Origin of the sequence: Alsobacter metallidurans (assembly GCF_014636935.1) — a bacterium.
Classification (GTDB): Bacteria; Pseudomonadota; Alphaproteobacteria; order Rhizobiales; family Beijerinckiaceae; genus Alsobacter; species Alsobacter metallidurans.
This window is the reverse complement of the sequence record NZ_BMES01000003.1, coordinates 198,589-225,083: the sequence shown is the minus strand read 5'-3', so window position 1 is coordinate 225,083 and position 26,495 is coordinate 198,589. Positions and strand designations below refer to the sequence as shown.

Sequence of the window (26,495 nt, the reverse complement as noted above, 5' to 3'; positions counted from 1 at the left end):
GGTCGCCAACCTTCGAGATGCGATTAATCGCCAGGGTTTCTGCAATTCCTTTGACGCACGACCACCGCCGACCCGCGCGTGAGCGTCCTGGACGGCGGTCGCGAGCTGCGGCATGACGCTTTCGACCGCCGCATTCCCTTGTTGCTTTTGCCGGGCCGGGTTTTATGGCTCGCGCGCGGTTCACGTGAATCGACCTGCCGGCGTTTTCCGGCCGGCATCCTCTGCGGTAGGTCCCCTTTGTTTCTCGCAACGCTCTCCGGGTTCGGAGCCATCCTGCTCTGGTCCGCCCTGGCGCTCCTGACGGCGGCGTCCGGCGCGGTCCCGCCTTTCCAGCTGCTTGCCCTCACCTTCGCGATCGGCGGCGGCATGGGGGCGGCGAGCTGGGCGTTTCGACCCGGCGCCTGGCGCAGCCTGCGGCAGCCATGGCCAGTCTGGGCGTTGGGCGTGGGCGGCCTGTTTGGCTACCATGCCCTTTACTACGCCGCGCTCCGGCTCGCGCCGCCCGCCGAGGCGAGCCTCGTCGCCTATCTGTGGCCGTTGCTGATCGTGCTGTTCTCGGCGCTGTTGCCGGGCGAACGCCTGAAGGGCAACCATGTCGTGGGCGCGCTTTTGGGCCTCGCCGGCGTGGCGGTGCTGATCACGGGGCGAAGCGGCGGGCTGACGCTGGACCCGGCTGCGACGCCCGGCTACCTGCTGGCGCTCGGCTGCGCTTTCGTGTGGTCCGGCTATTCGGTGCTGTCGCGGCGCTTCGGCGCGGTGCCGACGGACGCCGTGGTGGGATTCTGCCTCGTGACGGCCGCGCTGGCGCTGGTGTGCCATCTTGCGTTCGAGACAACGGTATGGCCGAACGGAGCCGCGCAATGGCTTGCCGTGATCGGCCTGGGGCTCGGGCCGGTCGGGGCGGCCTTCTACCTGTGGGACCACGGCGTGAAGCACGGCGAGATCAGGGTTCTGGGCGTCGCCTCCTATGCGGCGCCGGTGCTGTCGACCATCATCCTGGTTGCGGCGGGCGCGGCGGCCGCAACTTGGTCGCTGGGCGTCGCGACGGCGCTGATCGTGGGGGGCGCCCTGCTCGCCTCGCTCGACATGCTCCGCCGCAAGGTGTCGTGAGCGTCACGCGCGCAGGTAGCTGTAGCGATAGGCCTCGGTGAAACCGAGACCGCGATAGAGCCCGGCCGCGGGCGCATTTTCGGCCACCACCTGCAGGTAGGCTTCGCGAGCGCCCTGGCGGTGCGCCCAGGCGAGCAGGGCGGCCGTCATCGTACGCCCGTGGCCTCGGCGGCGCGCCTCGGGCGGGGTCGCGACATGGAATACGCCCGCGATGCCGTTCTCAACCGCCGCGCGGCCGAACGCGACCGCCGCCCCGTCCCGCCACACGGTGGCGAAGCCCTGCGGCATCGCGACCGCGCCGACCAGGCGGGCGATCAGGGCGCGCTCCTCGGCGTCCGCGCCGGAAGCCGCCATGCCGTCGAGCCAGCTCGGCGTGGCCGCGGAGGTGATTTCGACGCCGTCGGCCGCGGGCGGGGGCTCAGCCGAGAGATCGACCGCCATCACGATGGTTTCACCTGCCGGAGCGGCTTCGCCGGTCGCCAGCAGGGAGAGAGCGTCCGGCGGGGTCAACGGCGTTAGCCGCACCGTACAGGGCAGGCCGCGGGCTTGGCACAGGCGACGCGCCTCCGCGAGCGCGTCCGGAAAGCCGCCCGGAACCGGCGTGATGGCGTTGAGGGAGTTCACCCGCCGCGAGCGCGACCCGGGCGTGAGCCGCGCTTCCCAGCCATGGAGCCGTAAGACTTCGGGCGCCGGCCAGGCGCGGGCGCTATGGAGCTCGAAGGCGCGAACGCGATCGAGCGACACACAGGTGGGTTGCTGCAGGGCGGCGACGTCCAAGGCGAGGCTCCGGGTGCGACGGTTGGTTCAGCGCGGCGTGGGCCGCCAGTTCGGGGGCGCGAGCTCGAAGCCCGCGGACTCGAAGCCGGGCGCCACCGTGCAGCCCACCAGCGTCCAGGCGCCGAGGCTCACGGCGGTTTGCCAGCAGCCGGCCGGCACGACGATCTGCGGGCGCTGGCCGGTCGCCAGGTTGGGCCCGAGATGCTGCGCGTGCGCGTCGTGGCCATTGGGCGACTGGGTGAGCACCAGCGGCGCGCCCGCGTAGTAGTGCCAGACCTCGACGGCGTCGACGCGGTGCCATTCGGAAATGTCGCCCGCGCCGAGGAGGAAGTAAATCAGCGTCGAGGCGGCGCGGCCGTCCGCGTCCACGCGTGGATCCCGGAACGTCTCGCGATAGAAGCCGCCTTCCGGATGGGGGGCGAGGTCGAGCAGCCGCACGATGTCGGCTGCGCTCAATCCGGCGGGCAGGCTCGGATTCATGCGGATCTCAGGCCCGGTTCTTGCGCTCGCGCAGTTCGGTGAAGACCTCCAGCGGCGTCCGTCCCGCCATGCCGACCGCAGCCGCCACAGCCGGGTCTGCGGCGCGCAGGAAGGGGTTCGTGGCCTTTTCTCGCCCGATGGTGGTGGGCAGCGTGAAGGAGCCGGCGGCGCGCAGCTGCTCAACCTCGGCGGCGCGCTCGCGCAGGGCGGCGTTGTCGGGGTCCACCGTCAGGGCGAAGCGGGCGTTGGAGAGCGTGTACTCATGGCCGCAATACACGCGCGTGTCGTCCGGTAGGGCGGCTAGCTTTTGCAGCGAGGTCCACATCTGCGCGGGCGTGCCCTCAAACAGGCGGCCGCAGCCGAGCGAGAACAGCGTGTCGCCCGAGAACAGGATCTTCTCGCCGGCGAAATGGAAGTTGATGTGGTTGGCCGTGTGGCCGGGGGTGTCGATCACGGTGGCGGCCATGGCGCCGACGATCACGGTGTCGCCCTCGTCGAGGCCGCGGTCCATGCCGGGGATGCGGTCCCGGTCGCGCGCAGGGCCAATCACGCGCGCGCCGCTGCGCGCCTTCAGGGCCGGAATGCCGGCGATGTGGTCGTCGTGGTGGTGCGTGACCAGGATGTGGGTGAGTTTCCAGCCGGCTTCGTCCAGCGCGCGCTGGATGGGGGCGTCCTCGCAGGCGTCGATCGTCGCGGTGGCGCCGGTCTCGGGGTCGTGGATCAGCACGCCGAAATTGTCGGAGCCGATCAGGAACTGGCGGATCTCTGCGGGCATCTCGTCACCATGGAGGAGGGGGCGGGGACCGGGAGGGTGGACCCGATCAGGGGGAACTGGTCAACCCTATTGTCGGGTGGCGCCTTGCGCGTCGCAACGGCGTTCTGCCACATGGGGCTCCAGCCTTGCGGATCCAGCTCCGCGGGCCGAACCCTCGTGCTGAGCCGATGAGCCTCGACGTCGTCGATCTGCGCACCTTCTACACCGGCCCGCTCGGCGCTGTGGCGCGCCGGCTGCTCGGCCGCGCCATCCGGGCGCGCTGGAGCAACGTGACCAGCCTGGCGGTGCTCGGCGTCGGCTACGCGACGCCGTATCTCGACCTGTTCTCGGGCGAGGCGGAACGCGTCATCGCGGTGATGCCGGCCGCGCAGGGGGTGGTGAACTGGCCGTCGGGCGGGCTCTCGGCGGCGGCGCTATGCGATCTCGACATGATGCCGCTGGCCGACGCCAGCGTGGATCGCGTGCTGCTCGTGCATGCGCTCGAGATCGGCGAGAGCCCGCGTGAGATCCTGAGCGAGATGTGGCGCATCCTGACGCCGGGCGGCCGCCTGATCCTGGTCGCGCCCAACCGGCGCGGGCTCTGGGCCCGCATGGACACGACCCCCTTCGGCTTTGGCCAGCCGTTTTCGCGCGGGCAGCTCACCACGGTCCTGCGCGAGGCGCTGTTTTCGCCGGTGCACTGGGCCGAGGCGCTCTACGTGCCTCCCATCCCGCGCCGAACCTTTCTGCGTTCCGCCGCCACGTGGGAGCGGGTCGGCGCCACGCTCGCGCTCCCGTTCGCGGGCGTGCACATGATCGAGGCCACCAAGACGCTGTACCGGCCGGTGGCGATCCGCCAGACGCGGCGGGTGGGGGCCACCCAGATGCGCCCCGTTCTGGTGCCGGCGCCGCGCCTGACGCGGGGGGAGGGCATGGCGTCCCTCGCTCCCGTTCACACGGCGTCGCTTGACTAAGAGGTCCCGAGAGGCCACTTATCCGCCGCTCAGCCCCCGCGCGGGCGCGATTTCAGGGTGGCCCCCGCCGCCCACACAGACAGGCGCCCGGCCATCCAACCGATGCGAAGCTATCTCGATTTCGAAAAGCCCGTCGCCGAGCTCGAGGCCAAGGCCGACGAATTGCGCGGCGTCGCCGAGAGCAGCGGTTCGCCCGCGCTCGCCAAGGAGATCGAGCAGCTGGAGGCCAAGGCGGCCACGCAGCTGCGGGAGCTCTATGGGGCGCTGACGCCGTGGCAGAAGACCATGGTGGCGCGCCACCCCATGCGGCCGCATTTTGTCGATTACCTGCGCGCGCTGATCGAGGATTTCACCCCGCTGGCGGGCGACCGCGCCTTTGGCGAGGATGAGGCGATCATCGGCGGCTTCGGGCGTTTTCGCGGCCAGTCCGTGTGCGTGATCGGGCAGGAGAAGGGCTCGGACACCGAGACCCGCCTCAAGCACAATTTCGGCATGGCGATGCCGGAGGGCTACCGCAAGGCGGCGCGCCTGATGGAGCTTGCGGACCGCTTCGACATTCCGGTGCTGAGCTTCGTCGACACGGCCGGGGCCTATCCGGGCATCGGCGCAGAGGAGCGCGGGCAGGCCGAGGCTATCGCGCGCTCCACGGACGCGTGCCTCGCGCTGGGTTCGCCCAACGTCGCGCTGGTGATCGGCGAGGGCGGCTCAGGCGGCGCCGTCGCGATCGCAAGCTGCAACACCGTCCTGATGCTGGAGCACGCCATCTACACGGTGGCGTCGCCGGAGGCGTCAGCCTCCATCCTGTGGCGCGACAGCGCCCGGGCGCAGGACGCCGCCACCAACATGAAGATCACCGCCCAGGACCTGCTGAAGTTTGGCGTTATCGATGGCATCGTGCCGGAGCCGCGCGGGGGCGCGCACCGCGCGCCCGAGGAGGCCGTGACGGCCGCCGGCGCTGCGCTCGAAGGCGCACTCTCCCAGTGGGCGGGCTTTTCCCGCGACGAAATTCGTGCGAAACGTGCGGACAAGTTCCTGGCCATCGGCCGGAAACTCTAGCCAGGGCGCGGCAGACGCTCGGCTGTTGACACTTCGTTAACCAGCCTGGCGTGGGATGCCCCCGGCCGGTAAGGTTCCGTAAAGGTTGACGGTTCTAATCGAGCACAGGGGTCGCAATGACGACCTCGGGGGTTGCCTGATGTCGATGACGCTGTCCCGTTTCCCGATCGCCAAGCTGGCCTACGCCGCCGTCGCGGCCGTGCTTTTGGCAGGCTGCAACGCCGATTCCGGCCGCTACCCAGCCCGCGCTTACGCGCCGATCCCGTCCGACACGCTGGCGTTGATGACCGAGAAGGGCGCCACGCGCAGCTCGCCGGTCTTGATCCGCGCCTACAAGAAAGAGTCCGAAATCGAGGTCTGGAAGCAGGCCTCGAACGGCAAGTACGAGCACATCAAGACCTACCCGATCTGCCGCTGGTCGGGTCAGCTCGGACCCAAGAAACGCGAAGGCGACCGCCAGGTTCCCGAGGGCTTCTACACGGTCACGACCGCGCAGATGAACCCGAACTCGGCCTACTGGCTGTCGTTCAATGTCGGGTATCCGAACCCGATGGAGCGCGCCATGGGGCGCAACGGCGGCGACATCATGGTGCACGGCACCTGCTCGTCGCGCGGCTGCTTCGCGATGACCAACGAGCAGATCGAAGAGATCTACGCGGTCATGCGCGAGGCCTTCAACGGCGGCCAGAAGGCGGTGCAGTTCCAGTCCTATCCGTTCCGGATGACGGCCGAGAACCTCGCCAAGTTCCGCCACGACCCGAACATGTCCTACTGGAAGAACCTGAAGGAAGGCTCCGACCACTTCGAGGTGACCAAGCAGGAGCCGAAGGTCGCGTATTGCGGCGGCAAGTACGTGTTCGACGCCGACGGCGCGAGCCGCCTCGACCCGACCGCCGCCTGCCCGGCCCTGAAGATGGACCCCGAGCTCGCCCAGCAGGTCGCCGCCAAGGACCGGCACGACCAGGAGAAGGTCGCCGAGCTGGTCGGCAAGGGCACGCCCGCCGTGCGGGTGCAATACGCCGATGGCGGCCAGCACATGAGCTTCCGCACCGGCCGCTACGCCATGGGCCAGTCGGACGATCGCTACGCCACGCTCGGCATGACGCCCGCCAAGGTGGCCTCGCTGGGCGACATCAGCCGGCCTGAGGCGCTGGACTCCATCGAGGAATACGCCGTGGACGAGCGCGGCCAGCGCCGTCAGGCGACGGTCGCGGTCGCGCAGGCCGAAGCCGTGAAGGCCGAGCCCGCCAAGGCTTCCCCGGTGGTTGTCGCGGCCAAGAGCGAACCCGCCGTGGTCGGTACGCTTGGCAAAAACAAGCCTGGCAAGCCCGCGCCCGTCGTGGTGGCCGCCCAGCCAATTCCCGCCAACGTGACGGCGCTTGCGCCCGCTCCGCCGCCCAGCGGCGCTTTCAGCGCCATCGGCTCGCTGTTTGGGTCCAGGACGGCGCCGAAGACTGAAGCGCCGGTCGCGACGGCATCGGGCGAGAGCAAGCCGTTCTACAAGCGCTGGCTTGGCGCCTCGGAAGAGCCGACGCCGGCCGCCGTCTCGGCCGAGCCGACGACGCCGCAGCCCGCCCGCGCGCCGATGCCGCCGCGGCGTCAGGCCGACGGATCCGAGCCGCCCCTCAAGCCGATGCCGCAACGCCAGGCGTCGCTGGCCGCCGAGCAGTAAGCCGCAGCTCACCCAAATCATGAGGCCGGCAGCGATGCCGGCCTTTTCTCATCGGCGGCATCGTGGTTGGCTCATCCGGCCGTGTTCGGTCTCCGCCATCCGAAGACCCGCTCGGCCACCAGCATGGCGGTTGCGGCGCCGCAGAGCTGCGCGACGACGAAGGCCGGAACGTCCGCCGGCGCGATGCCCGCGAAGGTATTGGACAAGGCGCGCGCGATGGTCACCGCAGGGTTGGCGAACGACGTCGACGAGGTGAACCAGTAGGCCGACGTGATCACGAGTGCGACCGCGACCGGGACGGCGTCCGGCTTAACCCTGATCGCGCCGAGGATCGTCAGAACCAGCGCGAAGGTGGCTACCGCTTCCGAGATCCACTGGGCGAGGCCGGTGCGGGCCGTGACCGAGAATTGGAAGGCGGGCTGGTCGAACATGACGTGCGCGAGCAGCGTGCCGGCTATCCCGCCGAGCACCTGTCCGATCACATAGGGGGCCAGCCTCGCCCAGGGCAACTCGCCCCGGATCGCGAACACGAGGCTGACCGCCGGATTGAAATGGGCAGAAACGGGCCCAAACACGGTGACCAGCACATACAGGATCGCGCCGGTCGGAATGGTGTTGCAGAGCAGGGCCAGCGCCAAGCTGCCGCCCGCGAGTTTCTCGGCCATGATGCCGGAGCCGACCACGGCGGCCACCAAGAGCGCCGTTCCGAGCGCTTCGGCGGCGAGCCGCTGGGCGGGCGAGTAGATCAAGCGGTCGCCACCCGCCGGCCGTGCTCGTCGACCACGCGTTCGCCGTCTTCCTTGTTGAACTCGCCGCGCTGGGAGCCCTCAGGAAGAATATCGAGCACGAGCTCGGATGGCCGGCAGAGCTTCACGCCCAGCGGAGTCACCACCAACGGCCGGTTCAGCAGGATTGGGTGCGCCTGGATGGCGTCGAACAGCTGGTCGTCAGACACCGCTGGGTTTTCTAACCCGAGATCGGCGTAGGGCGTGCCTTTCTGGCGCATTGCGTCGCGCACCGGAAGGCTGGCCCGCGCCAGCAGGGAGCGCAGGAGGGCAGTGGCCGGCGGCGTCTTCAGGTATTCGACGACGTGTGGCTCGATGCCAGCGTTGCGGATCAGCGCCAAGGTGTTGCGCGACGTGCCGCAGTCAGGGTTGTGGTAGATGATGATGTCCATGGCGCGCCATAGACCTCTTGCGTGACACCCGCGTGACACTCCCGCCTGAGGCGCGAGCGTCGGAGTTTCAGACCGTCCGACCGCTCTCGATCAGGCGCCGGCGGCCTGCTTCAGGGCGACGCCGTTCTCGGTCAAGTGCGTCTGCAGCTCGCCCGACTGGAACATCTCGCGGACGATGTCGCAGCCGCCCAGGAACTCGCCCTTGACGTAGAGCTGCGGAATGGTCGGCCAGTTGGCGTAGTCCTTGATGCCCTGGCGGATTTCGTCGTTCTCGAGAACGTTGATGCCCTTATAGGGCACGCCGAGGTAGTCCAGCATCTGCACGACCTGGCCCGAGAACCCGCACATCGGGAACTGGGGCGTGCCCTTCATGAACAGCACGACGTCGTTGGAGGTGACTTCGGTCTTGATGGTATCCTGGATGCTCATGGTCCGGTCCTTTCCTCGTGCGCGGTCAAGGCGCGCCGGTTGGCTGTCGTGTGATTATTCGGGCGTGGAGGTCGTCAGCGCAAGGGCGTGCAGCACGCCGCCCATGTTGCCCTTCAGCGACGCATAAACCAGCTGGTGCTGCTTGACGCGCGGCAGGCCCTTGAAGGCCGATGACACCACGGTTGCGGCATAGTGGTCGCCATCGCCGGCGAGATCGCGGATCTCGACAACGGCGTCCGGCAGGGCTTCCTTGATCAGCCGCTCGATCTCGCGGGCGTCCATGGCCATAGGGGTTTGCTCCGTCAGGCCGCTTCGGCCGTGGTGGGGTGGCCGGCCATGTAGTTCGGCAGCCAATTCTCGTGCGCCGACCGCAGGGCCTCGACCGATATGGGCGCTTCACCCGGCAGGTTCAACGTGTCGCCGCCGGTGACGCCGAGACGCATGGCGGGAACGCCGGAGGCCTTGGCCTGCGCGAGCACGGCGTCGGCCTCGTCGGCTGGAACGGCCAGGAGGTAGCGCGCCTGGTCCTCGCCGAACAGCACCGCGTGGGCGGGCCCGGCCGGTAGCGTCTCGATCGTCGCGCCAATGCGCTTGGCCATCGCCATTTCGGCGAGCGCGACCGCGAGGCCGCCGTCCGACAGGTCATGGACCGTGCGGATGCCCCAGTTGCGGATGAGCCCGCGCACAAAGTCGCCGTTGCGGCGCTCGACCGCGAGGTCGACGGGCGGCGGCGCGCCCTCCTCCCGGCCGGCGATCTCCTTGAGCCACACCGATTGACCGATCCAGCCCTGCGTGTCGCCCACCAGGATGATGGCCTCTCCGGCCGCCTTGAAGCCCACCGAGGCGTTCACGGTGACATCGTCCAGCAGGCCGACGCCCCCGATGGTCGGCGTCGGCAGGATGCCGCGGCCGTTGGTCTCGTTGTAGAGCGAGACGTTGCCGGACACGACCGGGAAGTCCAGCGCCCGGCAGGCTTCGCCGATGCCGCGGATGCAGCCGACGAACTGGCCCATGGCGTCCGGTCGCTCCGGATTGCCAAAGTTGAGGTTGTCCGTGATGGCCAGCGGCTGACCGCCCACGGCCGTGATGTTGCGCCAGGCCTCGGCGACGGCCTGCTTGCCGCCTTCGACGGGATCGGCCTCGCAATAGCGCGGCGTGACGTCGGAGGTCAGCGCCAGGCCCTTGGGGCCGTCCAGCACGCGCACCACGGCGGCGTCGCCGCCCGGCTGCTGCACGGTGTTGCCGAGGATGAGGTGGTCGTACTGCTCCCAGACCCAACGCTTGGAGCAGAGGTCCGGAGAGCCGACGAGGCGCAGCAGCGCGTCCGCGGCGCCGACCGGCGGCTGGACGCTGTCGGGCGCGAGCACGGGCTGGTGCGTGTTGGCGATGTGCGGCCGGTCATAGAGCGGGGCCTCGTCGCCCAGCTCCTTGATAGGCAGGTCGGCCATGACCTCGCCCCGGTGCTTCACGACGAAGCGCAGCGTGTCGGTGGTGTGGCCGATCACGGCGAAGTCGAGACCCCACTTCACGAAGACGGCCTTGGCCTGCGCCTCCTTGGCGGGGTCGAGCACCATGAGCATGCGCTCCTGGCTCTCCGACAGCATCATCTCGTAGGCCGACATGCCGGCCTCGCGGCACGGCACCTTGTCGAGGTCGAGCTCGACGCCGAGGTCGCCCTTGGCCCCCATCTCGACGGCCGAGCAGGTAAGGCCGGCCGCGCCCATGTCCTGGATGGCGATCACCGAGCCGGTCTGCATCAACTCCAGGCAGGCCTCCAGCAGCAGCTTCTCGGCAAAGGGATCGCCGACCTGCACGGTGGGGCGCTTCTCCTCCGACTTGTCGTCGAACTCGGCGGACGCCATCGTGGCGCCGTGGATGCCGTCGCGGCCGGTCTTGGAGCCGAGATAGACGATCGGGTTCCCGACGCCCGTGGCCGCGGCGTAGAAAATCTCGTCCGCCTTGGCGATGCCGACCGCCATGGCGTTGACCAGGATGTTGCCGTCGTAGCGGGTATGGAAGCCGAACTGGCCGCCCACGGTCGGCACCCCGAAGGAGTTGCCGTAGCCGCCGACGCCCGCCACCACGCCGGCCACGAGATGGCGCGTGCGCGGGTGGGACGGGTCGCCAAAGCGCAGGGCGTTGAGGCACGCGATGGGCCGCGCGCCCATGGTAAAGACGTCGCGCAAGATGCCGCCGACGCCCGTGGTCGCGCCCTGGTAGGGTTCGATGTAGCTCGGGTGGTTGTGGCTCTCCATCTTGAACACGCACGCCATGCCGTCGCCGATGTCGATCACGCCGGCGTTCTCGCCCGGGCCCTGGATGACCCAGGGGGCCTTGGTGGGGAGCGTCTTCAGATGAAGGCGGGAGGATTTGTACGAGCAGTGCTCGTTCCACATGGCCGAGAAGATGCCGAGCTCGGTGATCGAGGGCTCGCGGCCGATGAGATCCAGGATGCGCTGGTACTCGTCGGGCTTGAGGCCATGCTCGGCCACGAGTTCGGGGGTGATCTTGACGGCGTTGGGGATCACGGTCGCCCTCTCGGGTCTGGGGTCATGGTCAGCGGCTCGGGCCGGCGCAGGGCGGCGCGGCGCGCGCGCCGGTCTCGCCTTTCGCATAAAGCCCGACAGGCGCCATGGCAATGCCGCGCCGCAATGGGATGGCGAATGGCCCGCGCCGGGCGCCTGTTTCGTTTCGGGACGCCCGCGGGCTGAAGCTGCGCAGCGTGCGGTGCAACCGACCTAAACGCACAGGTTGTGGTTCAGGATGGCGCGATACGCGGCATGAAACCCATGGCGCCGGATTTGAAACCTGGAGTTGCAGAACCCTTCGAGGATCGCTGCAATGTCCATTCTGAACCGCTTCAAGACCGACGCCCGCGGCTCCGTCAGCACGCTGTTCGCGGTCTCGATCATCCCCATGCTGTTGGCGGTGGGAAGCGCGGTGGACTATGACCGGCTACTGGCGATGCGCGCCCGTGTTCAGGCCGCCGCCGATGCAACCGCCCTGGCGATGGCCCGGCAGGCGGGCGACCTCAGCGACGCCGACATCCAGAGCAAAGGCACGACGTTCTTTGAAGCGGCTTTCGCGGCGAACTGGGCGGACGCCGGCGCGAACCGGATCGCCAAGGACTTCGTCCGCACGGCGCTGACGATCTCAAAGACGGCCGACAAGAAGGTCGTCGTGGACGTGCAGGGGCTTTACCCGACCACCTTCATGAAGATGGCGGGCAAGACAGAGATGGCGCTCGCCGCGGCCGGGCAGGCGGCCTGGGGCGTTCGCAAGATCGAGGTCGCGATGGTGCTGGACAACACCGGCTCCATGGCAAGCTCCAACAAGATCACCGAGCTCAAAAAGGCGGCCAAGAACCTTGTCACCACCCTGGAGGCGGCCTCCAAGGAGACTGACCAGGTGAAGATCGCGCTGGTGCCGTTCAACACGCAGGTGCATCTCGACACCGCGTGGAAGAACGAGACCTGGCTCGATTTCTCCACCAACGCGGTGAACAAGGCCACGTGGCAGGGCTGCGTGGCGGATCGCAACAGCGGCTACGACACCAACGACTCCCCCATGGCCAAATACCCGGCCGTGCAGACCTGCCAATGGGGAACCGCGCTGGCGCCCGTACGGCCGCTCTCGACGGATTTCGCCGGCCTGCGCACCTCGGTGGACGCGATGAACGCGGTCGGCAACACCAACATTACGATCGGGTTGGCCTGGGGCCTGGCGGCGCTGTCGCCCGGCGCGCCGCTGACGGGCGGAGCGGCGTTCGGCACGGATGGGGTCGAGAAATTCATGATCCTGCTGACGGACGGCGACAACACGCAGAACCGCTTTGGCGATTCGGTCTACCAGATGGACACGCGCACCAAGGCGGCCTGCGACGAGGTGAAGAAGAGCGCCAACAAGATCACGCTCTACACAGTGCGGGTGATCAACGGGAACGCCGCCCTGCTGAAAAGCTGCGCCACCGACTCGTCCAAATTCTTCGATGTCACCAGCGCCAGCCAGCTCGACGCCGTGTTCAAGCGCATCGCCAGCGACATCACGTCCATCCGCCTCACCATGTAACCGCGTACCGGTGAGGATGGAGCACGGCCTCGGCCCCCCGGCCGGGGCCGTGGCTGTTTGTGGGTGTCACGATGGCGCAACCCCAACCATGCCCCTCATCCTGAGGAGCCATGCGGCTTCGCATGGCGTCTCGAAGGACGAGGGGTTCCAGAAGGCTGAATTTTTCGTCCAAGCTGGTCTCCCTCGTCCTTCGAGACGCAGGCCGAAGACGGCCTGCTCCTCAGGATGAGGGTATCGAGGGTGTTCGAACGATTGGCCGGCCAGGCTCTCAGGATGAGGGGATCGTAGGGCTTGGCGGCGCTGGCGCTCCAAGCCGCCTCAGGCCGCCAGCGGCTTCCAGTCGGCCACGAGGCTCTGGAACAGCGGCAGGCCGTCCGTGCCGCCGACGAGCGGGTCGATCAGGTTCTCGGGATGCGGCATCATGCCGAGCACGTTGAAGCCCGACGAGTAAATGCCGCCAATGTCGTTGAACGATCCGTTGGGGTTGGTTCGGCTGCCGATCTGCCCGTCGGCGTCGCAATACCGGAACGCGACGCGGCCCTCGGCCTCGAGCTGATGCGCGGTCTCGTCGTCCGCGATGTAGTTGCCCTCGCCGTGCGCGATCGCGACCTCGATCACCTGGCCGGTTGTGTAGCGGTTGGTGAAGGGCGTGTCGGCGCGCTCGACGCGCAGGTGCTGCATCTTGCACACGAACTTCAGCTGCGAGTTGCGCATCAGCACGCCCGGCAACAGGCCGGATTCCACCAGTATCTGGAAACCGTTGCAGACGCCCAGCACGAGGCCGCCGCGCGCCGCGTGGGCCCGCACGGCGTCCATGATGTTGGCCCGCCCTGCGATGGCACCGCAACGCAGATAGTCGCCATAGCTGAAGCCGCCCGGCAGCACGACGAGATCGGTTCCGGCTGGCAGTTCGTGGTCGGCGTGCCACACGGAGGCGGGCTCGTGGCCGGTGCCGGCCCGGATGGCGCGGATGATGTCCCCGTCGCGGTTCGAGCCGGGGAAGACGATAACGGCGCTCTTCATCGGCTCACCCCACGATCTCGACGCGGTAGTTCTCGATCACCGTATTGGCGAGCAGCTTTTCGCACGCGGCCTGGAGAGTCGCCTCGGCGGCGGCCCTGTCCTTGCCGGCGAGCTCGATGTCGAACACCTTGCCCTGGCGCACGCTGTCGACGCCGTCGACGCCGAGCGACCGGAGCGCTCCCTCGATCGCCTTGCCCTGGGGGTCGAGGACGCCGGTCTTCAGGGTGACGGTGACGCGGGCTTTCATGCGCTCTTCCTCGCTCGCTGGGCGCGACGGCGAAGCCTCGGGGCGACGTGAAGCCGCCCGGCGAGGCGGAGCCGCCCTTCGGGGCTCCGCTTGCCGTCCGCCTAGCCGATAGAGGCTCGCGCCCGCGACCGCAAGCCCGGTGGCGGCGCCGAACGCTGTTTGATCAGCCGTGCGCTCAGGCCGTGGGGGCCGTGCGGTAGTAGGCGTCCACCTTGGCCCCGTATTCGTCGTCCACGAACGGGTCCTCGCCGGCGCCGTAGTGGGGCGCGGCCTCCAGGTTGCTCTTGTCGATGTCGACCACATAGCCGCCGAGCTGGCGGTCGTAGCGCAGGGCGCGCCACGGCAGCGGATGATAGCTCTCGCCCACGCCAAGGAACCCGCCGAACGACATCACCACGTAGGCGACCTGGCCCGACACCTTGTCGACCATGAAATTGTGGACGGTCCCAAGCTCGTCGCCGGCGGCGCTGAACACGGTGGTGCCCTCGACCTTGTCGGAGGCGATCAGCTTGCGGGTTTCGTTGATCGCCACACCCTCGCCGCCCGAGGGGTCGAGCTCCATCGAGCCCGGCGTTCGAAGCGCGCGTTCGTTGGGGAGTTCGGTCGGCATGAAAGGCTCCGTGAGCGGTTGCTGTCCGAAGGACAACGACCTTCAAGGCCGACGGTTCGGCTGGAACACGGGATGGCTCAGCGCAGGATCCGACGGAACGCGCTTTCCAACTCGGCGGCGTTGAACGGTTTCTGCAGCACGAGCGACTGCTTGAACTCGTCCGCAATGCCTTTTGCCCCATAGCCGGTGGCGAAAAAGAACGGGATGCTGCGTCCCTGCAGCACGCGGGCCACCGGGAAGGACTGTTCCCCATCCAGGTTCACGTCGAGAACAGCCCCGTCGAGATCGAGCCGGCCGGCCAGGTCGACGCCTTGCTGCAGACGTCCGGCGACGCCGGCCGGGATAAGGCCCATGTCGGTGATCATGTCTTCGATCATCATCGCGACGAGCATTTCGTCCTCGACAATCAGAATGCGAGACCCCTGCACGACACTGTTCCCGACCAACCTCACCAGCCGTCGCATCATAGGTCAGGCGGCGGGTTCGGGTAAGTTGGGAGTTCGCCCAGCGTGAATATGCCACGGGATTTCGACGCCGGATTCAGGGACGATCGATTCTTGGGGCCGATTGCGAAACGCTGCCGGCCTCCGGGAATTATGAATCCACAGTGTCCCGCGCCAGATCAGCGTGGCCTTCCGGCAGCACAGCGATGGATCGACGTGAGCGCAGTTCCGCAATCTTTTTCGGTCGCCGAAGCGCTACTCGGCTCCATGCTGCACGACCGACCGCATGCGCGGTGGAGCGCCGGACCTGACGGGAGGACGGGGGGCGACCAGATCGCGTGGCGAAGCCTGACGGGCCAAACCGCCGAGAGCTGGGCCAGCGAGGGTTGGCTCGGCGCCCTTCAAGCCGACGACCGGGGAATGGCGGAGCGGCGCTGGGCCGAGGCGCTGCGGGCTGGGGCCCCGATGGCGCTGGAATGCCGTGTCGCCATGGCGGCCGGCGGCTGGCGCTGGATGCAGTGCCACGCGGCGCCGGTGATCGGCCCGGATGGAGCCATCACGGCGTGGGCGGGGCTCGCCATCGACGTGCACGAGCGCGTGCGGACCACCACGGCGTTGCGCGAGAGCGAGGAGCGCTACCGCCTGACAATGGAAAGCGCCCGCGACTACGCGATCCTGCTGCTCGACACCGAAGGGGTGATCCAGCGCTGGTCCCCGGGCGCGGAGGCGGTGTTCGGCTGGAAAGCAGGCGAGATCGAAGGCCGACACTTTGCGGCGACGTTCACGCCGGAGGACCGCGCGGCCGGCGCGGTGGAAAAGGAGTTGGCCGGCGCGGCCCGCGACGGCGTAACGCCCGATATCCGGTGGCACCTGCGCGCCGACGGGCGCCGCACCTTTATCGAGGGCTCGACCCGTGCGCTGCGAGACGAACACGGCGTCCTGCAAGGGTTCCTGAAAATCGGGCAGGACATGACCGAGCGCCGCCGGGTGCGACAGGCGCTGCAGGAAAGCGAGGAGCGGTTCAGGCTGTTCGGCGAAGCCTCCACGGACGTGCTGTGGATCAGGGACGCAGGGTCGCTGCAGTGGGTTTACCTCTCGCCGGCCTTCGAGCGGGTTTTCGGTGCGGCGCTTGCGCAGGGGCTGCGCAGCGAAACCATTCCGAACTGGGTCGACTTCATCCTGCCCGAAGACCGCGAAGAGGCCCTGGCGGCGATCGAGCGCGTGTCGGACGGCCAAACTGTGAGTTCGCGCTATCGCTTCCGGCGCCAGTCCGACGGGGAGGTGCGTTGGCTGACGAGCCACGATTTCCCGATTCCGGACGCGCAGGGCAGGACGCGCTGGATTGGCGGCATCGCGCATGACTTCACGGACGAGAAAGCGATTGCAGATCGCCTGCAGGTGCTGCTGGCCGAATTGCAGCACCGGACCCGTAACCTGATCGGCGTGATTCGCGCGATCGCGACGCGTACGGCGGCCGACGCGACGTCGCTCCAAGCGTTCACCCAGAGCTTCACGGCGCGGCTGGACGCGTTGGGGCGGGTGAACGGCCTTCTGTCGCGGCTGGAGGACGGGGACCGGGTAAGTTTCGACGAACTTCTGCGGGCCGAATTCGCCGCGCACGGCGTCGCGGACGAGAACGGGCTCGGCGACCAGGTGACCCTGAAGGGCCGGCGCGGGATCCGGCTGCGCTCGGCCACGATCCAGACCTTCGGGCTGGCGTTGCACGAGCTCACCACCAACGCCGTGAAATACGGCGCGCTGTCGACGCCGGATGGCCACGTCGAGGTCACGTGGCGGCTGATCGTTGCGGGCGACGGCGCGCAGCGCCTGCGGGTGGAGTGGCGCGAGACGGGCGTCCCCGGCGCGCTCGTGTCGACCCGGAAGGGCTACGGCCGGGAGTTGATCGAGCGCGCCCTGCCGTACCAGCTCGCGGCCGAGACCCATTACGAGCTGGGCCCCGACGGCGTGCGCTGCACGATCACCGCGCCGGTGTCGTCGACCTATGCGGCGGGAACATGAAGGCCGCCCCTACTTCACCACCACGAGCCGGACGTCGCCACGTTTGTTCAGGACGTTGACGGACACGTCGCCGTTGTGGCGATGGATCCGCAGGTCGAGGGTCGCGTCGGCCACCTGCAGCCCCCGGACAACGACCTCGTCGACAAAGGCCGGCAGGATCGGATCGCGCAGCGCCACCATGCGGTCGGCGGCCGAGATCTTCAGGCCAAGGCAGGCCTCCAGAAAGGCGAACGGCGTCGCGGCAGCCCAGGCCTGCGGCGAGCACGCCACCGGGTAGCCGACCGGCCCGCGGCGACGCTTGCGCAGGAAGCCGCAATAGAGCTCGGGCAGCCGTCGCGATTCCTGGTGCAGGGCGGCGTCGAACACGGCCCCGAAGATGGTCGCGGCGTCGTGCTTCAGGCCGTATTGCGCCATGCCGAGCGCCACCATGGCGTTGTCGTGCGGCCAGATCGACCCGTTGTGGTAGGACATCGGGTTGTAGCGCGGCTCGCCGCGCGCCAGCGTGCGCAGGCCCCAGCCGCTGAAGCCGTCCTGCGACATCAGCGTCGCGGCCGTGCGGGCGGCGCGATCGGGTGCGGCGATGCCGGCGAACAGAGCGTGGCCGGCGTTGCTGGTGCGCACGAGGCAGGGGCGCTTGGCGCCATCCAGCGCCAGCGCGTAGCTGCCCATCTCCTCCGACCAGAACGTATCCTCGAAGCGCTGGCGAAGGTCCTCGGCGGAGTTGCGCAGGGACGAGGCCCAGTCAGCTTCTCCGAACAGGTCGGCGAGACGCGCTGCATGCTGCTTGGCGGCGAACACATAGCCCTGCACTTCGCACAGCGCGATCGGACCCAGGGCAGGCGATCCATCCGCGTGAAACACGGAATCGTGGCTGTCTTTCCAACCCTGGTTTGCGAGCCCGTGGTCCGTTTCGCGGAAATACTCCACGAAGCCGTCCCGATCGCGGTCGCCGTCGCGGTCGCACCACGCGACCGCGGCCTTGATGGCCGGCCAGATCGAGCGGATGAAGGCGCTGTCGCCGGTGCGGTCATGGTAGAGGCCGGCCAGCATCACAAAGAGCGGCGTCGCGTCCACGGTGCCGTAATAGCGCTGGAAGGGCACCTCGCCGGTGCGGGCCATCTCGCTTTGCCGGCGCTCGTGCATGATCTTGCCCGGCTGGGCGTCCTTGGCGGCGTCATAGTCGGTCGCTTGCGTGGCCGCGAGAACGCCGAGAACGCCATGCGCCACGGCCGGATCGGCCCACAGCATCTGCATGGCCGTGATGATGCCGTCGCGGCCGAACACGGTGCTGTACCAAGGGATGCCCGCATAGGGGTAGAGCCCCTCGGGCGTCTGCGTAGTCAGCATGTACAGGTCGGAGGTCGAGCGGCACAAAACCTCGTTGAAATGTTCGTTGGAGGTCTCGACCGTGGCGATCCGGCGCGTCAGGCGGCGGTTCTCGCGTCGCTTGTCCCGGAAGGCGGTGACGAAATCGGAAAACCGGCTCTCGCCGCCTTCCTCAAAGGCGACGCGCACGATCACGGACGCGCGTCCTCCGGCCGGCAAGGTCACCACGAGGGTCGCCCTGTGCGTGTCGAGCCGCTCGGGCGCGGGCTCGATCGCGATCAGGGTGCGCCGGCGCGCGCCGTCGAGGCCGTCATACACGAATTCGACCTGATCCTCGCTCACCACCCGCGACGACACGGCGCCGCGGCGCAGCCGATCGACGCCGCGCACCTCGAACAGGTCGCGGAAATCGGCGTCAAACAACAGATCAAGGCGGAACGTGACCTCTCGGTCGGCGAAGTTGCGCAGCCCGATCCGCTCGTAGCAGGCCTCGCGCCAGAGGAACTTGGTGCGGTCGAGCGAGATGAGGTCGCGCGGAATGCCGTCCGGGTCCTGGGCGCGGACATCCTGGTTCGTGAGATCCACCGACAGGGCGGCGTTGTCGTCCTGGATCACAGAGCTCAGCAGCAGCGGCCGCTTGCCTTCGAAACGCAGCTCGAAACGCGACAGATAGCGCGTGTCGCGAAAGAACAGGCCCTCGGGCGCGCCCGGCGTCGAGCCGATGTCGCCATAGCCGTCCAGCACCGCGAAGGAATCGCCATGCTTCAGCGAGCGGAGGGTTCGTTCGACCAGCGAGACATCGGTCTCGATGTAGTGCTCGGAAAGCTTCTCCGGCTCGCCGTCAGCCGGTCGCGGCTTGGTAATTCCCAGCATGGTCGTGTCGTCTCCAACTGCGGCGAGCGTCGAACGCTCGCCGTTCCGTGGCCGCGCGGGGCCGAATCAGGCCGTCGCGAGGCGCCCCTGGGCGGATAGGAGCCCGGCAGCGTGACGAGAGAGGGGCAGGGTCGGCAAAACGTCGTCCTCGGCCAGCAGCGCCTCGTAGACGTCCACATAACCGCGCGCCATGGCATGCGCTGTGAAGCGCTGCTCGAAGCGCCGGCGCACGCCTGCGCGATCCATTGCGCGGGCCCGCGGAACGGCCGCGGCCGCGGCCTCGACCGACGACACGATGCAGCCCGTGACGCCGTCGTCGATCACCTCCGGCACGGAGCCGTGCGGCCAGGCGATCACGGGCGTGCCGCACGACATGGCCTCGATCATCACGAGGCCGAACGGCTCGCACCAGTCGATCGGAAACAGCAGAGCCATGGCGTCGCCCAGAAACTGGCTTTTCTGCCGATCATCGATCTCGCCGACGAAATGCACGAGAGGATGGTCGAGCATGGGCTCGATCACCTTGGCGAAATAGTCGTGATCGGCCTTGTCGACCTTGGCGGCGATGCGGATCGGCACGCCAGCCCGCTTGGCGATCTCGATGGCGCGGTCGGGCCGCTTCTCGGGCGAGATCCGGCCCAGGAAGGCGAGGTAGTCGCCCCCCTTGGGGTTGAACGCGCAATGCTGGCTCGGCAGCCCGTGATAAATCGTGCTGCGCCAATTGCAGGCCGTCGGCACGGGCTTGCGCTGGTTGTTGGAGATCGAGACCAGCGGCATGTCCGGATAGGCTTTGTAGATCGGGTGGAAGTCCGGGAGATCCAGGCGTCCGTGCATGGTCGTCAGCGTCTTGCCCGCAAGCTCGCGAAACAGGGGGAACTGGATCAGGTCGAGATGGAAATGGATGATGTCGAACTCGTCGGCCCTCCGGCGCACTTCGTCGATCATCACCAGATGGCTGGCGAGGTGGTCGCGGATGCCGGCCAGACGCAGCCCTTCGGGCACGATCGCCTCGAGCTTCGCCTTGGTGACCGAGTCGCCGCTGGCGAACAGCGTGACGTCGTGGCCCAACTCGACCAGAGCCTCGGTCAGCCAGGAGACGACGCGCTCAGTCCCCCCGTAGAGCTTCGGCGGAACAGCCTCGGCCAGGGGAGCGACTTGTGCGATTTTCATGGCGACCTCGTCGAATGCGGAGCCCCGGCGAAAAAGGACCCGGGTGGGCAACCCCAGCCGTACGGTAAAGTTCCTCCAATAAGGGGCATCCGGGCGCACCAGCCGCACCCACGCGGAGCTTCAGCGCGCGCCAGGAACCAGCGCGACGCCCTTGATCTGCGCGAAGACCGGTAGGCCGGTCCGCAAGCCGAGCTGGTCCCACGACCGGCGCGTCACTCGCGCGAGCAGGCGCGCCCCGGCCCCGTCCTGGCCGAGGCCGACCAGCACGGCGAGTTCCTGCGAACCCAGCGGCGCGGCCTCGATGATGCGGGCGCCCAGGATATTGCTGATGGTGCTTTGTTCGGGCCGACGCAGCGCAAGGCTGACGTCCGCGGCTTGGATGCTGATGCGGCGCGCCTCGCCGGCCTGGGCCGGGGCCGACGGGGCAAGGAAGCGCCCGCCAGGAACATCCAGCGCAAGCAGTCCGTAGGCGGCGTCATAGGCGCCCGTCACGGCTTCGAGGCTGACGGCGGCGTCACGGCGCGCCGCGAGCGGCAGGGTGGGGTCGCTCTGGAGTGCGGCGAGCGGGCCGGACGCGAGCACACGGCCGGCTTGCAGCAGAACGAGCCAGTCGGCGAGGCGCTCCACCTCGGCCATGTCGTGCGTGACATAGAGCACGGGCAGCGACAGGGCCCCATGCAGCCGTTCCAGAAAGGGCAGGATGTCGTTCTTGCTGGCGGCGTCCAGCGCGGCCAGCGGCTCGTCCATGAGCAGCAGCGACGGCCGCGACAGCAAGGCCCGGCCGATGGCGACACGCTGTCGTTCCCCGCCCGACAACGCCGCCGTCGCGCGGCCGAGCAGCGGCCCGACGCCGAGCAGGTCGACGACGTCGTCGAACGCGGCCGCCGCGCCCGCACCGGCCGGGCCCGCCCGGCTCGCCCCGAACAGGAGGTTCTGCTTCACGGAGAGATGCGCGAAGAGGCTGGCTTCCTGGAAGACGTAGCCAACCGACCGGCGATGCGGCGGAACGAAGATCTCGCCCTCCTGCCATGGCGCACCGGCCACCATCACGCGCCCTCGGGCCATCCGCTGCAGTCCCGCGATGCTGCGCAGGACCGTGGTCTTTCCGCAGCCCGAGGGGCCGAACAGCGCCGTGACGCCGGTTGGGGGCGCGTCGAACGCGACGTCCAGCGCGAACGCGCCGACATGGCCAGCGAATGCAAAGCTGTTGGGGTCGGCCGCGGCGCCCGTCATCCTACGCGCGCCCGGCGCCAGCGGCGCTCCGCGAGCGTCGTGGCGAGAATGACCGCGAAGGCGAACAGCGTCATGCCGGCCGCTACCGCGTGCGCCTTGGCCCATTGCAGGGTCTCGACGTAATCGAAGATCGCCACGGACAGCACCTTGGTCTGACCCGGCAGGTTGCCGCCGATCATCAGCACCACGCCGAACTCCCCGACCGTGTGAGCGAAGCCCAGCACAGCGCCCGTGAGCAGGCCCGGGCGCGCCAGCGGCAGCGCGACGTTCCAGAAGGCATCGAGCGGCGACGCCCGCAGCGTGGCGGCGACCTCGAGCGGGCGTTCGCCGAAGGCCTCGAAGGCGTTGCGGATCGGCTGCACGACGAAAGGCAACGAGTAGAACACAGAGCCGATCACGAGGCCGGTGAATGTGAACGCCAGCGTTCGCGCTCCCCATAGCTCGGCGATCCAGCCGCCCGGACCGTCGGGGCCGAGCAGCACGAGCAGGTAGAAGCCGAGCACGGTCGGGGGCAGCACCAGCGGCATCGCCACGAGGGCGCCGACGCCCTCCTTCCACCACGCCCGGGAACGCGCCAGCCACCACGCCAGCGGCGTTCCGACCACGAGCAGCAAAGCCGTCGTGATAGCGGCGAGTTGGATGGTCAGGAGGATCGGCGGCCCGATCTCGGCCGCGAAGCTTGCCGTCATGGGGCCGCGATCTCGTAGCCGAAGCGGCGGATCACGTCCCGGGCTTCGGGGCCTTTCAGGAAGTCCAGAAAGTTGCGGGCGGCCTCGCTGTCACGACCCTTGGCGAGCAGCACGGCGTCCTGCCGGATCGGATTGTAAAGCGCTTGCGGGACGATCCAGCGGGAGCCTTCCGGCGTGTTCGCCAGCTGCGACAAGGACACGAAGCCCAGTTCGGCGTTGCGGGTGTCCACGAACGCGTAGGCCTGCGCGATGCTCGACCCCTGCACGATGCGGGGCTGCAAGGCTTCGAAAACGCCGAGCGCCTTCATTGTCTCGATGGCGGCGGCGCCGTAGGGGGCTGCGGCCGGGTTCGCGATCGCGAGCTTGTCGAAGCGGCCGGACTTCAGCGTCGCGTCGCCGTTCACCAGAGCGGGGTCGCGGCTCCAGAGCGCCAGCTTGCCGACCGCATAGGTGAAGCGGCTGTCTGCGATCGCGAGCCGGTCCTGCACGGCCTTGGCGGGACGCTCCTGGTCGGCCGAGAGAAACACCTGGAAGGGCGCTTCCTGGGAGATCTGGGCGAGAAGCTGCGCCGACGAGCCAAAGCTCAGCACGGCCTCGTGCCCGGTGCGCGCCCGGAAGGCGGCCGCGATCTCGCGGGCCGGTTCGGTGAAATTCGCGGCCACGGCCACGTTGAACTGCGCCGCCTCCGCCGAGAGCGCTGCGCCCGCCAGCGCGAAGGCGGCGAGACAAGCGCGCAGGAGGGAATGGGCGAACATGAGCGGTCCTGCGAAACGCTGGCGGGATCACGCCGCGCTGCTGGCGAGGCGGGCGACCTGTTCTGTATAGTGCGCTTCAAAGCCGAACGGGAGATCGACTTGAACAACCGGGAGCACGACTTACGTCCCGGCGAGCGCGCCGTCGCGGCTCCGGCCCCAACCGACGCGTCGCTGACGTTTGTGGGCGTGATCCGCACGCCCTGGACCGACCGGGCGCAATGCCCCCGGCAGGGCAGCCCTGATGGGCCGGTCTGCGTCATCGAAGTCTTCCCGCCCTGGGTGGAGGCGCTCGATGGCGTCGACGGGCGGGAGCGACTGGAAGTGCTCTACTGGCTTCACGAGTCGCGGCGCGACCTCGTCGCGCAGAGCCCGCGCGGCGGGGTGGTCCGGGGGACGTTCTCGATCCGCTCGCCGGTTCGGCCAAACCCGATCGGAACCGCGATCGTCCGCCTCGTGCGCCTTGAGGGCGCGATCCTGCACGTGCGCGGCCTCGACTGCCTGGACGGAACGCCCCTGCTCGACCTCAAGCCGGACCGCAGCCTTTTCGGCGCGCCGGCTCCCGATGAGACTTCATCTGGCCGCTAAGGGGTGACAACCGGGTTGCGCTCTCGACAGCGGGGACGAAACTGCGCAACCCTGCCGGCGGCACAAAGAAGTCCACCCGATCCATGCACTGCGAAGCGAACGCCCCATGCGCGACACCGTGAACGACGCCGGAACCTTCGACTACATCGTGGTGGGGGCCGGCTCGGCCGGCTGCGTGATGGCGAACCGGCTCTCGGCCGACCCGCGCAACCGCGTGCTGGTGCTGGAGGCGGGCGGCATGGACAACTGGATCTGGTACCACATCCCGGTCGGCTACCTGTTCGCGATCGGCAATCCGCGCGCCGACTGGATGTTCAAGACCGAGCCGCAGGCCGGGCTGAACGGCCGCGCCATCGCGTATCCGCGCGGCAAGGTGATCGGCGGGTCCTCGGCCATCAACGCCATGATCTACATGCGCGGTCAGGCGGCCGACTATGACGGCTGGCGCCAGCTCGGGCTGCAGGGCTGGGGCTGGGATGACGTTTTGCCGGCCTTCATGGCGCAGGAGGACCACATCGCGCCGCCCAACGAATTCCACCGCTCGGGCGGGGAATGGCGCGTCGAGTACCCGCGCATGCGCTGGGACATCCTGGACGCCTTCCAGGCGGCGGCCGAGGAGATCGGCATCCGCAAGGTCAAGGACTTCAACACCGGCGACAACGAGGGCTCGTCCTATTTCCAGGTGAACCAGAAGCGCGGCCGGCGCTGGAGCGCGGCGCGGGGGTTCCTGCGGCCGGCGCTGAAGCGCCCCAACCTGCGTCTCGAAACCGGCGTGATGGTCGAGCGCGTGCTGATCGAGGAAGGCCGCGCCACGGGCGTGGTCTACCGGCAGGGCGGGCAGGAGAAGGTCGCGCGCGCGGCCGGCGAGGTTGTGCTCAGCGCCGGCGCGGTCGCGTCGCCCAAGATCCTGCAGCTGTCGGGCGTCGGCCCGGGCGGGCTGCTGCAGCAGCACGGGATCCCGGTGCTGCGCGACCTGCCCGGGGTGGGCGAAAACCTGCAGGACCACCTGCAGATCCGGCCGGTGTTCAAGGTCAACGGCGTGCGGACGCTGAACATCGACTACCAGTCGCTGGTGAAGCGCGGCCTGATGGCGGCCGAATGGGCGCTGCTGCGCACCGGGCCGCTCACCATGGCGCCGTCGCAGCTCGGGCTGTTCACGCGCTCGTCGGCGGACTACGCGACGCCCAACCTGCAGTTCCACGTGCAGCCGCTCTCGCTCGACAAGTTCGGCGACCCGATGCACGTCTTCGCGGCGTTCACGGCCAGCGTCTGCAACCTTCGTCCGGCCAGCCGCGGCACGGTGCGGCTCGCCTCCGCAGACCCGGCCGCCGCCCCGGCGATCTCGCCAAACTACCTGGCGGCCGACGAGGACCGCCGCGTCGCCGCCGACGCGCTGAAGCTCGTGCGCCGCATCGTGAGCGCCCGGGCGCTGGAGCGTTTCCGGCCGGAGGAGTACACGCCCGGCGCGCACCTGACCTCAGAGGAAGACCTCGCCAAGGCGGCCGGCGACGTGTCGTCCACCATCTTCCACCCGGTCGGCACCGCCAAGATGGGCGTCGCGGACGATCCCCTGGCGGTGCTCGACGAGCGCCTGCGGGTGCGCGGCGTCGACCGGTTGCGGGTGATCGACGCCTCGTCGATGCCGCGCATCACGTCCGGCAACACCAACTCGCCCACCATGATGATCGCCGAGAAGGGCGCGGCGATGATGCGCGAGGACGCGAAGGCGCTGGCCTGATCGGCCTCAGCGGTAAACGAGGTCGCGCAGCGCCAGCGAGATCTGCGGCACGTAGGTGATCAGCATCAGGCAGGCGAGCACGACCGCGATGAAGGGGATCAGCGATTTCGTCATCCGGTCGAGCGAGATCCGGGCCACCGAGCAGGCCGCGAAGAGGTTCACGCCGAAGGGCGGCGTGATCATTCCGAGCGCCAGGTTGACCACCATCACCATCCCGAAATGCACCGGGTCGATGCCGAAATTGGTCGCCACGGGCGCGAGGATCGGGGCCAGCACGATGATGGCCGCCGAGGTCTCGATGAACATGCCGATCACGAACAGGAAGGCGTTCACGGCGAGGAGGAAGCTCCAGCCGCTGTCGAAGCTCGACGTGATGTAGGCGCCGATCATCGCCGGCACACCCGCCCGGGTGAGCAGGAAGCTGAACAGGCCCGCCATCGCGATGATCATCATGATCACGGACGACGACACCACCGACTTGCGCAGGATCGTGAGCACGCCGGCGAGGTCGAGCTCGCGATACACGAAGCAGCTCACCACCAGGGCGTAGAACACCGCCACGATGGAGGCCTCCGTGGGGGTGAACACGCCGCCATAGATGCCGCCCAGGATGATGCCCGGCATCAGCAGCGCCAGACCGGCCGCGCGGGTCGCCTCCAGCACCGGCAGGCGGCCCTCGCGGTCGTGCCGGCCGTAGCCCTGGATGCGGCACCAGACCCATACGGCGACCATCAGCGCCACCGCGATCAGCAGGCCGGGGCCGAAGCCGGCCACGAAGAGCTCGCCGATCGAGACCTCGGCGGCGACGCCGTAGAGGATCATCGGTATCGAGGGCGGGATGATGACGCCGAGTTCGGCCGCGCTGGCCTGCAGGGAGGCTGCAAAAGACACCGGGTAGCCGTGCTTCACCATGGCGGGAATCAGGATCGCGCCGATCGCGAAGGTGGTGGCGACGCTGGAGCCGGACACGGCCGCGAAGATCATGCAGGTGAGAATGCACGTGCAGGCGAGCCCGCCCTGCACGCCGCCGACGAGGCTCTTGGCGAAGTCCACCAGACGGCGCGAGATGCCGCCTTCGCCCATCAGGTTGCCGGCCAGGATGAAGAAGGGCACGGCCGCGAGCGGGAACTTGTCCAGCGACGCGAAGGCCTGCTGGGCCACCAGAACGAGGGGCAGCGGCGTGTGCAGCGCCATGCCGGCGATGGCCGCCAGCCCGACCGCCACCGCGACCGGGACGGACAGCATGAACAGCGCGCACATGGTGAGCAGCATCGTGGCGGTCATCGT

Annotated in this window: 26 protein-coding genes; 8 read left to right on the top strand and 18 right to left on the bottom strand. The window is 68.8% G+C overall.

Features of this window, described 5'->3' with window-relative positions:
• Nucleotides 1–237: 237 nt before the first annotated feature.
• Nucleotides 238–1,110 carry an aromatic amino acid exporter YddG gene (gene yddG / locus IEV99_RS21890; RefSeq protein WP_244644013.1) on the top strand — a complete coding sequence of 291 codons (873 nt, stop codon included), beginning with the start codon at nucleotides 238–240 and terminating at the stop codon, nucleotides 1,108–1,110.
• A gap of 3 nt (nucleotides 1,111–1,113) precedes the next feature.
• Here the strand turns inward: yddG and IEV99_RS21885 are convergent, their stop codons facing one another.
• Genes IEV99_RS21885 through gloB form a run of 3 tightly spaced genes read right to left on the bottom strand, consistent with a single transcriptional unit; the run spans nucleotide 1,114 to nucleotide 3,142 of the window.
• Nucleotides 1,114–1,887 carry a GNAT family N-acetyltransferase gene (locus IEV99_RS21885; protein WP_188519971.1) on the bottom strand — a complete coding sequence of 258 codons (774 nt, stop codon included), beginning with the start codon at nucleotides 1,885–1,887 and terminating at the stop codon, nucleotides 1,114–1,116.
• A gap of 27 nt (nucleotides 1,888–1,914) precedes the next feature.
• Nucleotides 1,915–2,367, bottom strand: a complete 453-nt coding sequence (locus IEV99_RS21880; protein ID WP_188519970.1) for a cupin domain-containing protein — start codon at nucleotides 2,365–2,367, stop codon at nucleotides 1,915–1,917.
• A 7-nt stretch (nucleotides 2,368–2,374) separates the two neighbouring features.
• Nucleotides 2,375–3,142, bottom strand: a complete 768-nt coding sequence (gene gloB, locus IEV99_RS21875; protein ID WP_188519969.1) for a hydroxyacylglutathione hydrolase — start codon at nucleotides 3,140–3,142, stop codon at nucleotides 2,375–2,377.
• 167 nt (nucleotides 3,143–3,309) lie between these two features.
• On the opposite strand from gloB, the gene IEV99_RS21870 reads away from it, so the two are divergent.
• The 3 genes from IEV99_RS21870 (at nucleotide 3,310) to IEV99_RS21860 (ending at nucleotide 6,823) form a co-directional block, all read left to right on the top strand.
• Nucleotides 3,310–4,095, top strand: coding sequence for a class I SAM-dependent methyltransferase (locus IEV99_RS21870; protein ID WP_188519968.1), 786 nt, complete (start codon nucleotides 3,310–3,312; stop codon nucleotides 4,093–4,095).
• Between the two features lie 102 nt (nucleotides 4,096–4,197).
• Entirely contained in the window at nucleotides 4,198–5,151 is a 954-nt protein-coding gene (locus tag IEV99_RS21865) for an acetyl-CoA carboxylase carboxyltransferase subunit alpha (protein WP_188519967.1), read from the top strand.
• A 139-nt stretch (nucleotides 5,152–5,290) separates the two neighbouring features.
• The gene (locus IEV99_RS21860) at nucleotides 5,291–6,823 is read left to right on the top strand and encodes a L,D-transpeptidase family protein (protein WP_244644012.1); all 1,533 of its coding nucleotides are present in this window, start codon (nucleotides 5,291–5,293) and stop codon (nucleotides 6,821–6,823) included.
• A gap of 71 nt (nucleotides 6,824–6,894) precedes the next feature.
• Here IEV99_RS21860 and IEV99_RS21855 read toward each other — a convergent pair whose 3' ends face one another.
• The 5 genes from IEV99_RS21855 to purL all read right to left on the bottom strand — a co-directional run bounded on the left by IEV99_RS21855 (nucleotide 6,895) and on the right by purL (nucleotide 10,954).
• The gene (locus IEV99_RS21855; protein WP_371875819.1) at nucleotides 6,895–7,572 is read right to left on the bottom strand and encodes an aquaporin; all 678 of its coding nucleotides are present in this window, start codon (nucleotides 7,570–7,572) and stop codon (nucleotides 6,895–6,897) included.
• A complete protein-coding gene (arsC, locus tag IEV99_RS21850; RefSeq protein WP_188519966.1) occupies nucleotides 7,569–8,000 on the bottom strand; it encodes an arsenate reductase (glutaredoxin) in 432 nt (143 codons plus the stop codon). Before arsC ends, IEV99_RS21855 begins: the two co-directional genes overlap by 4 nt.
• A 90-nt stretch (nucleotides 8,001–8,090) precedes the next feature.
• On the bottom strand, nucleotides 8,091–8,429 hold the full coding sequence (grxD, locus tag IEV99_RS21845) for a Grx4 family monothiol glutaredoxin (protein WP_188519965.1): 339 nt from the start codon (nucleotides 8,427–8,429) through the stop codon (nucleotides 8,091–8,093).
• Nucleotides 8,430–8,483: 54 nt separating this feature from the next.
• Nucleotides 8,484–8,717, bottom strand: coding sequence for a BolA family protein (locus IEV99_RS21840; protein WP_188519964.1), 234 nt, complete (start codon nucleotides 8,715–8,717; stop codon nucleotides 8,484–8,486).
• A 14-nt stretch (nucleotides 8,718–8,731) separates the two neighbouring features.
• A complete protein-coding gene (gene purL / locus IEV99_RS21835; RefSeq protein ID WP_371875828.1) occupies nucleotides 8,732–10,954 on the bottom strand; it encodes a phosphoribosylformylglycinamidine synthase subunit PurL in 2,223 nt (740 codons plus the stop codon).
• A gap of 316 nt (nucleotides 10,955–11,270) precedes the next feature.
• On the opposite strand from purL, the gene IEV99_RS21830 reads away from it, so the two are divergent.
• Nucleotides 11,271–12,497: a TadE/TadG family type IV pilus assembly protein gene (locus IEV99_RS21830; protein ID WP_188519962.1), complete on the top strand. Its 1,227-nt coding sequence runs from the start codon at nucleotides 11,271–11,273 to the stop codon at nucleotides 12,495–12,497.
• Nucleotides 12,498–12,815: 318 nt separating this feature from the next.
• Here the strand turns inward: IEV99_RS21830 and purQ are convergent, their stop codons facing one another.
• The 4 genes from purQ to IEV99_RS21810 all read right to left on the bottom strand — a co-directional run bounded on the left by purQ (nucleotide 12,816) and on the right by IEV99_RS21810 (nucleotide 14,805).
• Nucleotides 12,816–13,520 (bottom strand): phosphoribosylformylglycinamidine synthase subunit PurQ, encoded by a 705-nt coding sequence (gene purQ / locus IEV99_RS21825; RefSeq protein WP_188519961.1) that lies wholly within the window; start codon nucleotides 13,518–13,520, stop codon nucleotides 12,816–12,818.
• 4 nt (nucleotides 13,521–13,524) lie between these two features.
• Complete coding sequence (purS, locus tag IEV99_RS21820) at nucleotides 13,525–13,767, bottom strand: phosphoribosylformylglycinamidine synthase subunit PurS (RefSeq protein ID WP_188519960.1); 243 nt, start codon at nucleotides 13,765–13,767, stop codon at nucleotides 13,525–13,527.
• A gap of 175 nt (nucleotides 13,768–13,942) precedes the next feature.
• Entirely contained in the window at nucleotides 13,943–14,377 is a 435-nt protein-coding gene (locus tag IEV99_RS21815; protein WP_188519959.1) for a PRC-barrel domain-containing protein, read from the bottom strand.
• A 77-nt stretch (nucleotides 14,378–14,454) separates the two neighbouring features.
• Entirely contained in the window at nucleotides 14,455–14,805 is a 351-nt protein-coding gene (locus tag IEV99_RS21810; protein ID WP_244644011.1) for a response regulator, read from the bottom strand.
• Between the two features lie 231 nt (nucleotides 14,806–15,036).
• On the opposite strand from IEV99_RS21810, the gene IEV99_RS21805 reads away from it, so the two are divergent.
• Entirely contained in the window at nucleotides 15,037–16,839 is a 1,803-nt protein-coding gene (locus tag IEV99_RS21805; protein ID WP_188519957.1) for a PAS domain S-box protein, read from the top strand.
• Between the two features lie 9 nt (nucleotides 16,840–16,848).
• On the opposite strand, the gene IEV99_RS21800 is transcribed toward IEV99_RS21805, so the two are convergent.
• The 5 genes from IEV99_RS21800 to modA form a co-directional block, all read right to left on the bottom strand.
• Nucleotides 16,849–19,038, bottom strand: a complete 2,190-nt coding sequence (locus IEV99_RS21800) for an amylo-alpha-1,6-glucosidase (protein WP_188519956.1) — start codon at nucleotides 19,036–19,038, stop codon at nucleotides 16,849–16,851.
• Between the two features lie 66 nt (nucleotides 19,039–19,104).
• The gene (locus tag IEV99_RS21795) at nucleotides 19,105–20,208 is read right to left on the bottom strand and encodes a glycosyltransferase family 4 protein (RefSeq protein ID WP_188519955.1); all 1,104 of its coding nucleotides are present in this window, start codon (nucleotides 20,206–20,208) and stop codon (nucleotides 19,105–19,107) included.
• Nucleotides 20,209–20,328: 120 nt separating this feature from the next.
• Complete coding sequence (modC, locus tag IEV99_RS21790) at nucleotides 20,329–21,441, bottom strand: molybdenum ABC transporter ATP-binding protein (protein WP_188519954.1); 1,113 nt, start codon at nucleotides 21,439–21,441, stop codon at nucleotides 20,329–20,331.
• Nucleotides 21,438–22,130 (bottom strand): molybdate ABC transporter permease subunit, encoded by a 693-nt coding sequence (modB, locus tag IEV99_RS21785; protein WP_188519953.1) that lies wholly within the window; start codon nucleotides 22,128–22,130, stop codon nucleotides 21,438–21,440. Before modB ends, modC begins: the two co-directional genes overlap by 4 nt.
• Nucleotides 22,127–22,885 (bottom strand): molybdate ABC transporter substrate-binding protein, encoded by a 759-nt coding sequence (modA, locus tag IEV99_RS21780; protein WP_188519952.1) that lies wholly within the window; start codon nucleotides 22,883–22,885, stop codon nucleotides 22,127–22,129. The genes modB and modA overlap by 4 nt, the downstream gene beginning before the upstream one ends.
• On the opposite strand from modA, the gene tsaA reads away from it, so the two are divergent.
• Nucleotides 22,874–23,470, top strand: coding sequence for a tRNA (N6-threonylcarbamoyladenosine(37)-N6)-methyltransferase TrmO (tsaA, locus tag IEV99_RS21775; protein ID WP_188519951.1), 597 nt, complete (start codon nucleotides 22,874–22,876; stop codon nucleotides 23,468–23,470). The two genes, modA and tsaA, sit on opposite strands and share 12 nt — an antisense overlap.
• A 106-nt stretch (nucleotides 23,471–23,576) precedes the next feature.
• Entirely contained in the window at nucleotides 23,577–25,208 is a 1,632-nt protein-coding gene (locus IEV99_RS21770; RefSeq protein WP_188519950.1) for a GMC family oxidoreductase, read from the top strand.
• A 6-nt stretch (nucleotides 25,209–25,214) separates the two neighbouring features.
• On the opposite strand, the gene IEV99_RS21765 is transcribed toward IEV99_RS21770, so the two are convergent.
• Nucleotides 25,215–26,492 (bottom strand): TRAP transporter large permease, encoded by a 1,278-nt coding sequence (locus IEV99_RS21765; RefSeq protein ID WP_188519949.1) that lies wholly within the window; start codon nucleotides 26,490–26,492, stop codon nucleotides 25,215–25,217.
• Nucleotides 26,493–26,495 lie beyond the last annotated feature (3 nt).

What these genes read in the sequence shown, in the direction of transcription:
- gloB (WP_188519969.1), bottom strand. Translation starts at nt 3,142, where the DNA reads ATGCCCGCAGAGATCCGCCAGTTCCTGATCGGCTCCGACAATTTCGGC.
- modA (WP_188519952.1), bottom strand. Translation starts at nt 22,885, where the DNA reads ATGTTCGCCCATTCCCTCCTGCGCGCTTGTCTCGCCGCCTTCGCGCTG.
- IEV99_RS21815 (WP_188519959.1), bottom strand. Translation starts at nt 14,377, where the DNA reads ATGCCGACCGAACTCCCCAACGAACGCGCGCTTCGAACGCCGGGCTCG.
- modC (WP_188519954.1), bottom strand. Translation starts at nt 21,441, where the DNA reads ATGACGGGCGCCGCGGCCGACCCCAACAGCTTTGCATTCGCTGGCCAT.
- purS (WP_188519960.1), bottom strand. Translation starts at nt 13,767, where the DNA reads ATGAAAGCCCGCGTCACCGTCACCCTGAAGACCGGCGTCCTCGACCCC.
- IEV99_RS21860 (WP_244644012.1), top strand. Translation starts at nt 5,291, where the DNA reads ATGTCGATGACGCTGTCCCGTTTCCCGATCGCCAAGCTGGCCTACGCC.
- IEV99_RS21765 (WP_188519949.1), bottom strand. Translation starts at nt 26,492, where the DNA reads ATGACCGCCACGATGCTGCTCACCATGTGCGCGCTGTTCATGCTGTCC.
- IEV99_RS21840 (WP_188519964.1), bottom strand. Translation starts at nt 8,717, where the DNA reads ATGGCCATGGACGCCCGCGAGATCGAGCGGCTGATCAAGGAAGCCCTG.
- arsC (WP_188519966.1), bottom strand. Translation starts at nt 8,000, where the DNA reads ATGGACATCATCATCTACCACAACCCTGACTGCGGCACGTCGCGCAAC.
- purQ (WP_188519961.1), bottom strand. Translation starts at nt 13,520, where the DNA reads ATGAAGAGCGCCGTTATCGTCTTCCCCGGCTCGAACCGCGACGGGGAC.
- IEV99_RS21865 (WP_188519967.1), top strand. Translation starts at nt 4,198, where the DNA reads ATGCGAAGCTATCTCGATTTCGAAAAGCCCGTCGCCGAGCTCGAGGCC.
- IEV99_RS21830 (WP_188519962.1), top strand. Translation starts at nt 11,271, where the DNA reads ATGTCCATTCTGAACCGCTTCAAGACCGACGCCCGCGGCTCCGTCAGC.
- IEV99_RS21795 (WP_188519955.1), bottom strand. Translation starts at nt 20,208, where the DNA reads ATGAAAATCGCACAAGTCGCTCCCCTGGCCGAGGCTGTTCCGCCGAAG.
- IEV99_RS21880 (WP_188519970.1), bottom strand. Translation starts at nt 2,367, where the DNA reads ATGAATCCGAGCCTGCCCGCCGGATTGAGCGCAGCCGACATCGTGCGG.
- IEV99_RS21800 (WP_188519956.1), bottom strand. Translation starts at nt 19,038, where the DNA reads ATGCTGGGAATTACCAAGCCGCGACCGGCTGACGGCGAGCCGGAGAAG.
- modB (WP_188519953.1), bottom strand. Translation starts at nt 22,130, where the DNA reads ATGACGGCAAGCTTCGCGGCCGAGATCGGGCCGCCGATCCTCCTGACC.
- tsaA (WP_188519951.1), top strand. Translation starts at nt 22,874, where the DNA reads ATGGGCGAACATGAGCGGTCCTGCGAAACGCTGGCGGGATCACGCCGC.
- grxD (WP_188519965.1), bottom strand. Translation starts at nt 8,429, where the DNA reads ATGAGCATCCAGGATACCATCAAGACCGAAGTCACCTCCAACGACGTC.
- IEV99_RS21870 (WP_188519968.1), top strand. Translation starts at nt 3,310, where the DNA reads ATGAGCCTCGACGTCGTCGATCTGCGCACCTTCTACACCGGCCCGCTC.
- IEV99_RS21770 (WP_188519950.1), top strand. Translation starts at nt 23,577, where the DNA reads ATGCGCGACACCGTGAACGACGCCGGAACCTTCGACTACATCGTGGTG.